Source organism: Cecembia calidifontis, assembly GCF_004216715.1.
Taxonomy (GTDB): Bacteria; Bacteroidota; Bacteroidia; order Cytophagales; family Cyclobacteriaceae; genus Cecembia_A; species Cecembia_A calidifontis.
Genome location: NZ_SGXG01000001.1, coordinates 4,421,772 through 4,436,476, shown reverse-complemented (window position 1 = coordinate 4,436,476; position 14,705 = coordinate 4,421,772). Strand labels below are relative to the sequence as shown.

Annotated in this window: 7 protein-coding genes, 1 tRNA gene and 2 pseudogenes; 5 read left to right on the top strand and 5 right to left on the bottom strand. The window is 40.1% G+C overall.

Annotated features, from left to right (window positions below; translation table 11 throughout):
- Nucleotides 1-126: 126 nt before the first annotated feature.
- The 4 genes and pseudogenes from acnA to BC751_RS19130 all read left to right on the top strand — a co-directional run bounded on the left by acnA (nucleotide 127) and on the right by BC751_RS19130 (nucleotide 6,556).
- The gene (gene acnA / locus BC751_RS19145) at nucleotides 127-2,901 is read left to right on the top strand and encodes an aconitate hydratase AcnA (RefSeq protein ID WP_130277021.1); all 2,775 of its coding nucleotides are present in this window, start codon (nucleotides 127-129) and stop codon (nucleotides 2,899-2,901) included.
- A gap of 155 nt (nucleotides 2,902-3,056) precedes the next feature.
- Complete coding sequence (locus BC751_RS19140; protein ID WP_130277020.1) at nucleotides 3,057-3,446, top strand: DUF2116 family Zn-ribbon domain-containing protein; 390 nt, start codon at nucleotides 3,057-3,059, stop codon at nucleotides 3,444-3,446.
- Nucleotides 3,447-3,548: 102 nt separating this feature from the next.
- Nucleotides 3,549-4,247, top strand: a complete 699-nt coding sequence (locus BC751_RS19135; protein WP_130277647.1) for an EcsC family protein — start codon at nucleotides 3,549-3,551, stop codon at nucleotides 4,245-4,247.
- A gap of 130 nt (nucleotides 4,248-4,377) precedes the next feature.
- Nucleotides 4,378-6,556: pseudogene (locus tag BC751_RS19130) on the top strand (DUF5916 domain-containing protein).
- A gap of 23 nt (nucleotides 6,557-6,579) precedes the next feature.
- Here BC751_RS19130 and BC751_RS19125 read toward each other — a convergent pair.
- Nucleotides 6,580-7,551 (bottom strand): polysaccharide deacetylase family protein, encoded by a 972-nt coding sequence (locus tag BC751_RS19125; RefSeq protein ID WP_242617542.1) that lies wholly within the window; start codon nucleotides 7,549-7,551, stop codon nucleotides 6,580-6,582.
- A gap of 227 nt (nucleotides 7,552-7,778) precedes the next feature.
- Between BC751_RS19125 and BC751_RS19120 the strand changes: the two genes are divergently transcribed.
- A tRNA-Ser gene (locus BC751_RS19120) sits at nucleotides 7,779-7,863 on the top strand.
- A 358-nt stretch (nucleotides 7,864-8,221) separates the two neighbouring features.
- Here the strand turns inward: BC751_RS19120 and BC751_RS19115 are convergent.
- From BC751_RS19115 to BC751_RS19100, 4 genes and pseudogenes are all read right to left on the bottom strand, one after another.
- The gene (locus BC751_RS19115) at nucleotides 8,222-9,556 is read right to left on the bottom strand and encodes a RagB/SusD family nutrient uptake outer membrane protein (RefSeq protein WP_165389863.1); all 1,335 of its coding nucleotides are present in this window, start codon (nucleotides 9,554-9,556) and stop codon (nucleotides 8,222-8,224) included.
- Nucleotides 9,557-9,569: 13 nt separating this feature from the next.
- The gene (locus BC751_RS19110) at nucleotides 9,570-12,881 is read right to left on the bottom strand and encodes a SusC/RagA family TonB-linked outer membrane protein (protein ID WP_130277017.1); all 3,312 of its coding nucleotides are present in this window, start codon (nucleotides 12,879-12,881) and stop codon (nucleotides 9,570-9,572) included.
- 61 nt (nucleotides 12,882-12,942) lie between these two features.
- On the bottom strand, nucleotides 12,943-13,890 hold the full coding sequence (locus tag BC751_RS22620) for a FecR family protein (RefSeq protein ID WP_278043612.1): 948 nt from the start codon (nucleotides 13,888-13,890) through the stop codon (nucleotides 12,943-12,945).
- Nucleotides 13,891-14,001: 111 nt separating this feature from the next.
- Nucleotides 14,002-14,439, bottom strand: a pseudogene (locus BC751_RS19100) (RNA polymerase sigma factor); the annotation flags it as partial.
- Between the last annotated feature and the right edge of the window lie 266 nt (nucleotides 14,440-14,705).

The window sequence follows — 14,705 nt, the reverse complement described above, 5'->3', positions numbered from 1 at the left end:
GAATTTGGCCTATTTTTTTGGATTATCTGAAACACACCGTTTAGATTTTCTGGTGTTGTCAGTTTAATTGGCTAAATTTAGGGTGCTTGTATTTTTGATAATTCTCACGCAAAACAGATAAATGCCATGTCACAAGACCCTTTTAAAGCCCTAAAGTCCCTTAAAACCGAAAAAGGAAATTTTCAATACTGGAGTTTGGCAGTATTGAAGGAAGCAGGATTTCAAATTGATGCCCTTCCTTTTTCCATTCGCGTACTTTTGGAAAATGCACTGAGGAATTTTGATGATTTTGGAATTACCAGGGATCATATTGAAACTTTGGCCAAATGGTCTCCTGAGCCATCTGATAAGGACATTCCCTTCAAACCGGCCAGGGTGCTGATGCAGGATTTTACAGGGGTGCCGGCTGTCGTCGATATTGCCTCTCTGAGAGCAGAAGCGGTACGAAAGGGAAAAGATCCTGAAAAAATCAATCCTTTGATTCCCGTGGATTTGGTGATTGATCACTCGGTTCAGGTGGACTATTTTGGGACCAACTATTCCTATCAAAAAAATGTAGAAGTAGAGTATAAAAGAAATGGTGAGCGCTATCAGTTTTTGAAATGGGCCCAAAAGGCTTTTGATAATTTTTCAGTAGTGCCTCCCGGTATGGGCATTTGTCATCAGGTCAATCTGGAATATTTGGCACAGGGGGTCATTGCAAGGGATGGAAAGGTTTTTCCTGACACTTTGGTAGGCACAGATTCCCACACACCAATGGTCAATGGGATAGGGGTTGTCGCCTGGGGCGTGGGAGGCATTGAGGCAGAAGCAGCAATTCTGGGGCAGCCCATTTATTTTATCATGCCAGAGGTAGTGGGCCTGAAACTGACCGGCAAGCTTCCTCCTGGTACCACCGCCACTGATATGGTTTTGACCATTACAGAATTATTGAGAAAACACGGTGTGGTAGGAAAGTTTGTTGAGGTTTTTGGCTCAGGATTGGAAACTCTTACAGTCCCCGATCGGGCCACTATTTCCAATATGTCACCTGAATTCGGCTGTACGGTAACTTATTTTCCAATAGATGACAGGACATTGGATTATATGGCAAAAACCAATAGGCCAAAGGATCAAATCCAATTGGTGGAAGATTATTGTAAGTCAAATATGCTGTGGAGGGAAGGAGAAGAAAAAATAAAATACAGTTCCATTGTGGAATTGGATCTTTCATCAGTAGAGCCGACTGTTTCCGGTCCAAAGCGGCCTCAGGATAAAATCTTGGTACGGGAGTTCAAGCAGAAGTTTGGGGAAATCTTGGAAAAAGTTCATGGTAGAACTTACATTCCAATAGATAAAAGGGATGTAGGCAGGTGGTATGGAGAGGGGGGAAGTCAGCCTTCAGAAAGTAGGACTGGTGCTTTGGTAGATATAGAGGTTGAGGCTAAAGCTAATAAAGGATTAAAAACCGTGGCTGTGAGGGTGCACAATGAGGAATTTGTCCTTCATGATGGATCTATTGTAATAGCGGCCATCACTTCTTGTACCAATACTTCTAATCCTTCGGTGATGTTGGGTGCGGGTTTGGTGGCCAAAAAAGCCAGGGAGAGGGGTTTGGATGTTAAGCCTTGGGTAAAGACCTCATTGGCTCCTGGCTCTAAAGTGGTCAGTGATTACCTTAAAAAAGCCAATTTAATGGATGATTTGGAGGCGTTGAGGTTTCATGTGGTAGGTTATGGTTGTACTTCTTGTATTGGAAATTCCGGGCCTCTCCCCAAGCATATCGCAAAAGCCGTTGAGGAATACGACCTTGTTGTTAGTGCTGTTTTGTCAGGCAACAGGAATTTTGAAGCCAGGGTGCATCCACAGGTCAAAATGAATTACCTGATGTCGCCCATGTTGGTAGTAGCCTATGCCTTGGTGGGAAGAGTGGATGTGGATTTGCAGCATGAACCAATTGGTTATGATCCAAATCTTGAGCCAGTCTATCTCAGGGATATATGGCCTTCCAATGAGGAAATTTATGAAGTAATGTCCAAGGTGCTTTCACCGGCTGATTTTGAAAAGAATTATGGGGAAATATTTGAAGGAAATGAAATCTGGCAACAATTGCAGGTTCCCAATGATATGGTCTTCCAATGGTCTGAGGATAGTACTTATATCAAAGAAGCACCGTTTTTCAAGGGTATTTCAGAGGTTGTTGAAGAACCGAGGGATATTGTGGATGCCAAAGTACTGCTCAAACTTGGTGATTCCATAACCACAGATCACATTTCTCCCGCAGGGTCTTTTTCTGAAAATTCCCCCGCTGGGCAGTACCTGATTCAAAGGGGAGTAGAAAAGAAAGATTTCAATTCCTATGGCTCCCGAAGGGGTAATGATGAGGTAATGGTACGTGGTACTTTTGCCAATGTCAGGATCAAAAACCACTTGGTAAGCAGAGAGGGGGGATTTACTTTACATATCCCATCAGGTGAGGAGATGACTGTTTTTGAAGCTTCCCAAAAATACCGGGGAGAAAATACCCCTTTGATTGTATTGGCAGGCAAAGAATACGGGAGTGGATCCTCAAGAGATTGGGCAGCAAAAGGAGCCAATCTTTTAGGAGTGAAAGCTGTTCTTGCAGAAAGCTACGAAAGGATACATAGGAGTAACCTGGTTGGGATGGGAATACTTCCTTTACAATTCCTTCCGGGAGATAGTGCGGACAGATTGGGTTTAACTGGTAAAGAAACTTTTAGCATATTGGGTATAAGCGATGGATTATCAGCTATGAAAAGGCTGAAAATAAAAGCTAACATAGAAGCAAAGAAGGATATTGAATTTGAGGTTTTGTGCAGATTGGACTCCCTGATAGAGATTGAATATTACAAAAATGGAGGGATATTGCATTATGTCCTTCGGGATTTCCTTAAAAAATAGTAATGGGAAATTTTAGGGAGAAAAAACAATGAAAGACTGATTTATTCTTTTGAAATGGGGAAAAAATACCTAACATTAGGTATTTTTAGTGAAGCTGTTTTTGACTAACTTAGTAGTCTCAGTACAATTTGTTCGTTAACTTAAATTATTTTTACATGCAGAGGTTAAAGAGACATTGCCTTTACTGTAATTCGGCGATTTATGGTAGGGCGGACAAGAGATTTTGTGGAGACAATTGTAGGAGTGGCTACAATAACGGAAGGAGAAAAGATGTTGAAGATGAGGTGAGTTTGATTAAAAATATCCTCATGCGAAACAGAAGGATTTTATCTAAAGTTTTGAGAGACGGTGAAGAATCTGTCAAAGTTCAAAAAGACAGGCTTTCTTTAATGGGCTATAATTTCAAATACCATACCCATCATTTTTTACCTGGAAAGGATAAATTGATCTGGTTTAACTTTGAATATGGTTATCTGGATTTGGGTAATGGTATGGTTTTGGTCATAAGGGACATAGGAGAAAATTATCTGAAGAAATTTGGATGATTCAAGGGATTAATTTCGAGCTAAAATCGTTTCTTTAAAGAAAGAAATGAGAAATACTCCTTGACCTACACAGAACATTACGATGAGATAGCTTTGGCTGAAATGACGGCTTGGTTATATAAAACCAAGAAAAGTCCTTCTCTTGTCAATAAATTGACAAAAGGAACGCAGAAAGCCATCAATGACCTGATTCCTGAAAAAGTCCATAAGGTCATTACTTTTGCCATTGAGAATATGATCAAGGGGGTATTATTCGGCACAAAATACATTACACCTCAACCTTTTGCAGCGTCCAATCTTTCCCAAAGGGAGGAAAAGGTCAAAAATATCATCAAAATCTATAAAAATGCAGCATCAGTAGAAGGAGCGATAACAGGAGCAGGGGGACTGTGGCTAGGGCTTGTAGATTTTCCTGCTTTTTTAAGCATCAAAATGAAAATGCTTTTTGAGATCTCGGCAGCTTATGGTTATGATGTTAAAAAATTCGAGGAAAGGCTTTTTATGCTCTATGTTTTTAAACTTGCCTTTTCAAGTCAGGAAACCCGGAATCAAACCATTCATATCATTGAGCATTGGGATGATTATGTGGAAAAGCTGCCAAGGGGAATAGAGGAGTTCAACTGGAGGGAATTTCAATTGGAATATAGAGATTATATGGATCTTGCCAAATTGGCACAGTTGATACCCATCATCGGAGCGGGAGTTGGAGCGGTGGCCAATTATTCGCTAAGTTCTAAATTAGCAGAAACAGCCATGCAATGTTATCGAAGCAGGTATTTCAGCTGGGATGCTAGCTTGTAGCGTGAGTCTTATTTTACTCACTGAAAAAAGCCCTTTCCTAACTGAATTTGATCATTGGTAGAATTCCGGTGCATTTCGCGGAGGACAACTCTTATTTTTGTGAATACCCAAGCACAATTCCCCTTATTTGATGAAAAAAATCTTTCCTTTGGTTCTCCTTTTCGCCGGGATCCAAAGTTTTGCTATCGGACAAAAAATCAACGCTTCCTATAGATTGCATATTTTCAGGACTTTTGATCCAATAGCAGTGGATGGTGTCATGGATGAGCATACCTGGAAGGAGGCAGAGGTGGCGAACGATTTTTTTATGATTACCCCTATGGATACGTGTTTCTCCCGGGTGGAAACAGATGTAGGCATGACCTATGACGACAAAAACCTGTACATTTTGGTCGTCAATCACCATGCGGTTGACGGACCCTATATGGTGGAGTCATTGAGGAGGGATTTTTCTTTTGGGAAAAATGATAATTTTTTTGATTTTCATGGATGCTTTTGAAGATCAGATGAACGGCTTTTCTTTTGGGGTCAATGCGGCGGGCGCCCAATGGGACGGGATCATGTATGATGGAGGAAAGGTTGATTTAAGCTGGGATAACAAATGGATTTCCAAAGTAAAAAACTATGAGGATAAATGGATTTTCGAGGCGGCTATACCTTTTAAGTCCATCCGGTATAAAGCCGGAATAAAGGAATGGGGCATTAATTTTAGCCGGATGGATCTAAAAACAACAGAAAAATCCGGTTGGGCACCAGTACCCAGACAATTTCCCTCAGCTTCCCTTGCCTATACGGGCATTTTGGTATGGGATAATCCGCCTCCTTCTTCCGCCCCCAATATTTCCCTGATTCCTTATGGATTGGGAGGGATGAGGAAGGTGAGAAATGAAAATGGTGCTGCTGCTTATCGCTATGACTATGGAATGGATGCCAAAATCGGCTTGGGGTCTGCCCAAAACCTGGACTTGACCATCAATCCGGATTTTTCTCAGGTAGAGGTGGACAGGCAAGTGACCAACCTGGACCGGTTTGAGTTGTTCTTTCCCGAAAGAAGACAGTTTTTTCTTGAAAACGGAGATCTTTTTGCCAATTTTGGCTATGAAACCATCCGGCCCTTTTTTTCAAGAAGGATAGGGCTTGATGCCCCTATCCAGGCAGGTGCCCGGTTGAGCGGTAAAATCAATCAAGACTGGAAGATAGGAGCCATGACCATGCAAACTGCCCAAGTGGAGGAGAAGGAATTGGATTCCCAGAACTTTTCCGTCATTTCTTTGCAGCGCAGGGTTTTTGCCAGATCCAATATAGGGGCCATTTTTGTCAATAGACAGGTGGGAATATTCAGGCCTCCTTCTTACCTGGACAAACCGGGATGTTCGGATTTTGACAGGAATGTGGGGATGGAATTCAATTTGGCATCTTCCAATAACCATTGGACCGGAAAAGCATTTGTGTTAAAATCTTTTAATGCCTTGCAAAATGGATCTGGTTTGGTATATGCCGCCAACTTAAGGTATACCAGTTGGAATTTGTATTGGAACATGCAGCATGAGTATGTTTCAGAAAATTATACTGCTGAGGTTGGATTTGTGCCCAGGAAAGGATTTAGTAAGGTGCATCCCACCATTGGATACTTGTTTTTTCCAAAAAGTAAAAAAATCCTTAGCCATGGCCCTGAATTCAATTCGCGGATGTTTTTTGATACTGAACTTAATCAAACCGATAATGAAACATGGCTTTCTTACCGGGTAAGGTTTAGAACTCAAAGTAACCTCGTTGTGTGGGGAGCCCGTGATTATATCAAGTTATTGGCACCCTTTGACGCGACCAATTTTCTTGGTGATACTTTGGCCAAAGGGACCGAACACCGTTGGTATGCCTGGGGCACAGAGTACACTTCCAAGCCCCAAAGTATTTTCACCTATGTTTTTTCAACCAGAATGGGGGGGGATTTTGCTGATGGGAAAATTTACAATGCGACGGGAGAGATAGGGTATAGGTTACAACCTTATTTCAGCCTTACCCTCAATGCCAAATACAATGAAATCCATTTAACTCAACCCTGGAATGTGACCAGGTTTTGGTTGATAAGTCCGAAGTTTGACCTGACCATGACCAATAATTTCTTTTTGACCGCTTTTTTTCAGCACAATGAGCAGATTGATAACATCAATATGAATACCAGGTTGCAATAGCGGTTCAAGCCTGCTTCGGATATATTCCTCGTATTTACCGACAATTATTTACCTGCACCCTTTCAGGCAAAGGATAGGTCCATTGCATTGAAATTTACTTATTGGTGGAATATATAAGCCGAAATACGCCTCATTCGGTTTTATAGCCCTAGAATATCCATCTGGTTTTTTAAATACCCTTCTCTTTCAGGAGCATGGGCAAAAAGAGATCCATAAATCCCGGCTTCTTTTGAAAGAGCACGGAGGAAATTTCCTCCGGCCGGCAGTGTTTTGGGTTGGTTTTGATAAATAGGGTCTTCATAGGCCTCCATCGCATCGATGATTTCCCAACCTTCAGCGGCCAGGGCATCTAGCAAATCCCCTAAAAATAGACTGGCTGCCAAATTATGGTGTAATAAAAGTACATGGTTGATTTTTCTATCGGTAAGGACCGTAGCCAGACTATCATTGAAATTTGCCCTTTCCATATGGTGTTTGACGTACCAATCTCTGAAATCAGATATATCAGCTTTTGGGTTTCTCTTCAACCTGCTGAGAAGTCTGCTGTTGATGTACCAGTCAGAACCATCAATGGTCACATGGCCATTCCTAAATCCATTTTCTTCAAGAAATCTTCTGAAACCATCTCTTTTTTCTATGGTTTGTCCTTCTTTAAGGTAAGGGAAGCGGAAAAACGGCACGAAATTATCGAATTGGGAAAGGAATGGATTGTTTTTAAGGAAATCTCTTTTGTAGTCCTCCAGGCTTACTTCTTCGCTGTTGAAACTGGGGTGGGTAAAGGTATGGTTGCCAAGATAATGGCCTGATTGTACCCAATTTTCCAGTAATTGCCGGCCTTTTGGGCTATTGAGTTGTCCCCCTGTAGCGAAAAACACCGCTTTGGCACCATGTTTATCTAAATGCTTTAAGATAAGGTTGTTCCACTCATCCAAAGTGTGACCGGGCATATCCGCAGTATTGCCATCGTCAAAGGAGATGGCCAATTTGGGTTTGGGTTTTGAGTCCTTAATTTCTTGATTTTCAGTAGGGTTTTGGGGTGGTTCTTCCGTTAACGGTTGGGGTTCCGTCGTCATCCAAAAAAGCAGGAAGTACAGTAGGCTGTATGTAAACATCAAATAAATATGGAAATAATATTTTGAATATAACGAAGTAAGTTTGATAAACCAAAGAGAAATTGGCGGGAGTTTTCAAAAATTTTCAGTTTTTTTGATCGTTTAAAATTAAAAATACAGATAATCAGACGATTAATAATTTGTGAAAGTTATTTGGGCTTTGGGATTTGTAAATTCAAACTTATCGGCTACATTTGCAATCCAAAACAAGGTCACTTGTTTGGAATAGAGGAGTGGCAGAGTGGTCGATTGCGGCGGTCTTGAAAACCGTTGTACCGAGAGGTACCGGGGGTTCGAATCCCTCCTCCTCTGCACAAAAAAGACTGAGCAAGTGCTCAGTCTTTTTTGTTTGAGTCGTCGGGGCAGCCCTGCAACCTGGCCCCTCGCTAAATTGCTCCACCGGAGCAATTTTTCACGCTCGGTCCTCTCCTCCTCTGCATTCAAATGCTAAGTGTTAGGTTGGCTTTTTTCATTTTGGGTTGTCGGGAGCGGTCCTGCTTTCTGGCCAAACCTAAAAATGTCCACAATACATTTTCTTTACGGCTTGACCACTCCTCCTCTGCAAAAAAAAAAGCTGTGCATTCGCACAGCTTTTTTTAATATTTTAATTTAGTATTTGGAATTACTTTTTTTTGCCCTATTCGTCCTCTTAATGGAGGACTAGAATTTATCAATATCCTGGATTCTGAGGCAATAAATTTGGATTTCTTAGTAATTCCACAGCCGGTATAGGCCAAATTCTTTTGTTGGGGTCTGTAATACCTAATACAGAACCTAACCTGTCTGTTCTTACAAGATCAAACCATTCATGTCCTTCATAGCATAATTCCAACCTTCGGTCTTTGTACAATTGGTTGATGAATGCATTTTTTTCATTGAGTGATACCGGGCTAAGACCAGCCCGTCTTCTGATTTCATTTAATAATTCCGTCGCTTCAGAAGAAGGGAAAGAAGTTTCGGCTAAGGCTTCTGCCCTCGATAATAGCACCTCAGCCAATCTAAAGACAATGATATTATCTGATCCTGAGTTTGCCCTCGTATATTTATTCACAAAGGGTTGACCGGCTTGCATTCCAATTGTGACATTTTTTCTAAGGTCCCCTGCTTCATAAGCCGAGATGATGTCTGGATTGACTTCGAGCATTCTTACACCACCAAGGGCTCCAGGGAGGAAAGTCCTTGCCATGGTATTGGTGACGATATTGTCATAATTGATTTCCCAAATTGCTTCATCGGTATTCCTGTCGGCATAAAGGGATTGATAGGAATTGGTGAGGCTTCTCCCTCTCAATGAAATTACCTGCTCCGAATTTGAAAGGACTTGGCTATATTCTTTTCGGAAAAGGTGTATCCTTGTTGCCAAAGCAAAAGCTGCTGCTTTTGTTGCCCTTGCTTTTGTTGCCAGCGTACCAGAGAAATTATCAGGTAAGTTTTGCTTGGCAAATTCAAGGTCGGAAAAAATCTGTTCATAGACTTTTTCCGTAGGATCTCTGCTAACCTGAAGACTTACTAGATCTGCGGTGGTGGTAGGTTCTGTAATCAAAGGAACATTTCCGAAATACCTCACCAGATTGAAGTAGGCAAAAGCCCTTAGGAATCGGGCTTCAGCCAAGACCCTGTTTTTGTTTTCCGTTGATAAGTCTTCAATTCCAGGGACTCGTGAAATGATGACGTTTACCCTGCTTATCAAGAGATAATTTTCTCTCCATAAGTTGTTGTAGAACCCGTTGTCATCTAAAAACAACAAGTTGTTCATCTGTTCAAACTGTCTGTTCAATGCATTTCCAACAATATTTTTGGTGGGTATTTCTGCCATCAAAACATAGTTTTGTCCGAGACGGGCTGCAGCTTCATATGCTCCTATTATGGCGGGTTCAGCATCAGAACCTCTAGTGAAAAGCCTTTGGTTTGACACAGCATCAATAGGTTCCTGATCCAGAATATTACATGCCTGAGCAAGGAAAATGAAGCAAATCAGGATAGAAATTTTATGTATTTTCTTCATGTTTATCTTTAAATTAGAACGTAACATTTAATCCAAAAATGTAAGATCTGGCTTGTGGGTAGGAGTTGGCATCAAAACCAAATCTTGCATCATCTTCAAATCCGTTTACCTCTGGATCATATCCTTGGTAACGGGTGAATGTGAATAGGTTATTGGCTGCCAAATAGAGCCTAACCCCTTGTATTCCGATTTTTTCTAATTTTGGATTACTGTGGTTGTAACCTAACGAGACATTTTTGATCCTCAGGAAAGATCCATCTGAAATAGTACGGTCAGACACAGACCCATTTCTTGTCGGATCGCCCCAAGCGGCTCTTTGAACAGTAGTAATATCGCCTGGTTGTCTCCATCTGTTTTCAGCTATTTTTCTGCTTGAATTAAACCAGGTATGAAGTCTTCCATAAGAATATTCCGCTAAATCAAAAATCTGGTTTCCATAGACAAAGTGCATAAATACCGAAGCGTCAAACTTTCCTAATGTAAAAGTGTTGGTTAGCCCTCCTGTGAATTTAGGCTGGGCACTGCCTATAACCTGAACATCAGTGCTTGTGGAAGCAAATGGAATATTACCATCGCCATCAAGATCTTCAAAGTCGAAATTGCCTGTTTCGGGATTCACACGTATTATCCTCCAACCATAGAAAGTTCCCAGAGGAAAGCCTTCCTTGATAATGCTGGCATAACCATTAAATCCTAGCGGTCTGGGGCCTCCAGGAAGATTGGTCACTTTATTTCTGTTGAAGTTGATGTTAAAATCTGATAACCACGAAAATTTATTGTTTCGAATGTTTACAGAATTGAAGGCCAGTTCAAGTCCCCTGTTTTCAACATTACCAACGTTTTGAAGAGAACTGTTGAATCCTGAAGTGGCCGGTAATAAAACATCCAGTAAAAGACCTGAAGTCTGTTTTAAATAAACATCAGTTGAAACATTTAATCGCTTATTCAAAAATGAAAAATCAAATCCAAGATTTGTCTGCTCTGTGGTTTCCCAGGTCAGGTCAGGATTTTCCAGTTGTATTGGAGCTAATCCAGACAAACCAATGTAATTAAATCCACCAGCAAAAAGTCCTCTTGATGTGAAATTCCCTATTTCCTGATTTCCTGTTCTTCCCCAGCTGCCTCTGATTTTGAACTCATTGAGCCACTTGAGATTTCTTAGAAAATCTTCCTGTCCCAAGCGGTAAGCGGCTGATACGGATGGAAAACTTCCATATTTGTTGTTTTCAGAAAATCTTGAAGATCCGTCGATTCTGTAACTAGCGGCTAAAACCAGCTTGTTTTTGAAGGAGTAGTTAAACCTGGAAAAATAAGAGACCAGCCCCCAGCTGCTTCCAGTAGAACTTGAATTTTTTATGGAAGCTGAGGCAAGGGTAGGGATAGATTCCAAAGCAAAATTGGTGGCAGAAGCAATAGTTCTTGAAAATTCAGACGTTTGTAAAGAATAACCTAATAATGCATTAAAGCGGTGATCAGCAGAAAATTCTTTAATATAGGATAAAGTATTTTCATTGATCCATCCTATATCTTGAGTAAAGCTGTTGGTTCCAGAACCATTAGTAGTCCTTCCCACAACGGTCAAATTATTTCTTGGGACAAATAATACTTCTTCCAGGCCAAGATAATCAACTCCCAGGGTGCTTCTTAATGTCAGACCGTCAATGATTTCAAAATCGATGTACCCATTACCAATTACACGGTTATTGAAAGCTTGATTTCTGACTTGCTCAGCTATAATTACAGGGTTGTCAAGATTACTGATATAAGGATCCACAGGATTTAGACTTCCATCCTCTAATCTTACAGGAATAGCGGGTGATTTTACTATTGCTACAGCCACGATTCCCTGCCTGTCACTTGTACTTACACGGTCTTGGGTTGAACGGGTTAAACTAAGGCTTACACCTGTTTTCATTCGGTCATTAAGGTGTTGATCAAAGTTAAACCTGAAATTTCCCCTTCTAAATCCACTGGCAATAACCACACCTGATTGGTCAAAATAACCTCCGGAAAGGAAATATTGTGATTTTTGGGTTCCTCCCGATAAGGATACCTCATAATTTTGTATTGGAGCTCTCCTAAAGATTTCATCCTGCCAGTCTGTAGTGGGAAGGGTAGATGGGTCTTCAAAAATTGGTGCCAGTCCTACATTAGCACGGGCTTCATTTATAAGTTCGCCCCATTCCGGACCATTCATCAATGGTATGCGTCTGGATACTTCTTGAATTCCTGTGTATGCATTGAAGCTAACTCTGGACCGTCCTTCGGATCCCCTTTTTGTTGTGATAATAATTACACCATTGGAAGCCCTTGATCCATAGATGGCAGCGGCTGCAGCATCTTTTAAAACTTCAATGCTTTCAATTTCATTAGGGCTGATATTCGATAAAGGATTTTGAGATACTGCACCCCCTGCTGCCCCGTTGTAATTTCCAACATTGATAGGAATTCCATCAACAACATATAAAGGATCATTTCCGCCTGTAATGGAACTAGCTCCCCTAATTCTTACCGTGGATCGTCCTCCTGGAGTTCCGGAGTTTTGTGTCACATTCACCCCTGCAATCCTTCCCTGCATCAACTGTTCCGGATTCATGAGCGGAAGTTCCGCCAAACGTTTATCTGTGACTGATAGGGATGCTATAGAACCTGAGACATCTTGTTTACTTTGGGTTCCATATCCAATAATTACTACCTCATCCAGGCTTTTATTGTCTTCGTTTAGAGTTATTACTAAAAAGCTTTCATTGCCAACACGGATTTCCTGACTTTCATATCCAATAAAAGAAACCAATAAGGTTTCGTTTCTTTCCGCGTCAATTTTAAACCTTCCTTCTATATCGGTAACTGTTCCTTTCGTGGTCCCTTTAATAAGAATATTCACTCCTGGAAGAGGTTCACCAGTTTTTGCATCTCTGATAACACCCTCAATGTTTATCAATTCATTTACTGATGAATCGATGTCTTTAGCCCTGTTGCTTCGGATGGCAATATTGTTGTTCACTTGCAGAAATGAAAGACCCGATTGCCTTGCTATTTCTTCTAAAAGAGATTCGAGGTCAAAATTGCCTCCCTTAATTACAACCTCCGTAGCCAATAGATGGCTATCGTAGAATGTAAAATTGAAGTCGCTGGATTGTTCGATCTTGCGAATCACCTGTTTTAAGGAAAATGTCCCCTTCTTTGTTTGAATGAAGGTATCTTTCAATTGTTGGGCATCTGTCTCATGTGCCCAGACTATTCCACTTCCGATGTAAACCAAAAAGGCAATAGTCAACATGTGGATGCTTATCCTCATAAATAGGATGAGTAATTTTTTTTTCATAATTTAAGGTTAGTTTTTACAGTTTGTTTGGGCTGGTCTTGTTGGCGCAAGCCAGCCTTTTTTATTTTGTTGTGATTTTTAATTGTTTGTCATTTAATTCATAGGCAATTCCAGTTGAATATGAAATGGATTGTAATATTTCTTTTAAGGTTTGGTTTCTATATTTTCCGGTAATTTTAAATTCATGTATTGGACCAATCTGTTCCAGTTTTTCTAAGCCATACCATTTTTTTAAATCCTCCAAAACAAAATCTAACCTGGTGTTTTCATACCATAAAATGTTTTCAACTTTAGCGAAACTGATTTCCGGATCAATTTTCCTTTTTAAGGGGAGAGGCTCGGTTTTTTCAAAAACTATTTGTTCATTTTTGAAGAGGTTTTCTGAATAATCATGCTCATTGCTGACATTTACAATGCCTGATTTAATGGATACCGAGGAGGTTTGGCTGCTATCTGCCTGAACCAGGAAAGATGTGCCTAACACCTTAATTTTAAATTTTCCGGCATCTATGAAAAAAGGGCTCAGGGAATCATGCCGTACATCGAAAAAAGCCTCGCCAACTAACTTAATCTCCCTTAGTATTGGATAATCTTCATGGATAAATAATGATGTTGGACCAAATAATTTCACTTGGGTTCCATCATTAAGCTTGATGAGTTTTCTTTCTCCAAACTTGGCAGAAATTTCCTGGTAGAAAACAGGCTTCTCCTGCTGAGATTTTGGAAAATCCCTATTTGATAAGAAATACGCGGAAATGGCTATTGAAAAAAGTATAAATACAGCGGCAAATTTTTTGTATTGATCAACTAAAGAATATTTGTACTGTATCTGACTTTTTAAAAATTTCTTTTGACGGTTTTTGATGGTTTTGAGCGACCTGGAACTTAGGGGATAGCTGGGATGTTCATAAGCAAAAAACCATTTGTCTAAATCTTCCTGTTCATTGACCGAGGATTTGCCCCGTAGATCTTTATAGATTAAAAGCCGGATTTTTTTGGGTATGTCCATCATATAATTTGAGACTACATAGATATGTGTCTCAAAACTGACTTTCTTACCCTAAAAAATGATTACCATTTCGTTAATAAATTTTCAAAAAAAGACATGAAAAATTAATAATCAATTTAAAAATAAAAAAAGTAATAAGGGATAGTGTTTTTTCAGGTCCTGTCTAATCAACTGTTTACTTGCTGTCAAACGATTGCTGACTGTCTGGGGCGCAAGCTTTAGTTTGGCGGAAATTTCTGTTATCGAAAGAGACTCATGTTGGCTGAGCTTAAAGACTTCTTTGTATTTTTCAGGCAGTTTTTCAATGCATTGAAGATAACGGTGGTGTAGTTCATCGAACTCTAGGCAGGTCTCAGGTGTGTAGGGATCAATCCCGCATGCTTCCAATTCTTCTCCGTCCAACTGTAAAGTTTGTGTATCAATTGACTTGAAATACATATACTTCGCTACTGCCAAGAGATAATTTTTTAGGTTCGTATGTATATGGAGGCTTTTTCTTCGGTTCCATACCAAAAGAAAGACTTCTTGAACAATATCCTCCGCCTGACTGTAATCACCTGTTTTTTTTTACAATAAACTTAAAGACCATCTCCCAATATTTATTAAATATTGCTTCATAAGACCTGACATTATCTTTGATGATCTTACTGAGTAAATACAAGTCAGAGTTTTCCATGTAACCAATAAAGCCTAAAAATACCTACGCTTTAATAAAACTCTTAACAAAGTCATTTATCAAATTATTAATTATCTATGTCCCTAATGATATCAGTTATCATTATTTATGTGGTTTTTGACCAGGCCAAAATTTTTTG

Excerpts from the sequence above, each read along its gene's own strand:
- BC751_RS19125 (WP_242617542.1), bottom strand. The coding sequence starts at position 7,551 with ATGTTTACATACAGCCTACTGTACTTCCTGCTTTTTTGGATGACGACG.
- BC751_RS19115 (WP_165389863.1), bottom strand. The coding sequence starts at position 9,556 with ATGAAGAAAATACATAAAATTTCTATCCTGATTTGCTTCATTTTCCTT.
- BC751_RS22620 (WP_278043612.1), bottom strand. The coding sequence starts at position 13,890 with ATGGACATACCCAAAAAAATCCGGCTTTTAATCTATAAAGATCTACGG.
- BC751_RS19135 (WP_130277647.1), top strand. The coding sequence starts at position 3,549 with ATGACGGCTTGGTTATATAAAACCAAGAAAAGTCCTTCTCTTGTCAAT.
- BC751_RS19140 (WP_130277020.1), top strand. The coding sequence starts at position 3,057 with ATGCAGAGGTTAAAGAGACATTGCCTTTACTGTAATTCGGCGATTTAT.
- acnA (WP_130277021.1), top strand. The coding sequence starts at position 127 with ATGTCACAAGACCCTTTTAAAGCCCTAAAGTCCCTTAAAACCGAAAAA.
- BC751_RS19110 (WP_130277017.1), bottom strand. The coding sequence starts at position 12,881 with ATGAAAAAAAAATTACTCATCCTATTTATGAGGATAAGCATCCACATG.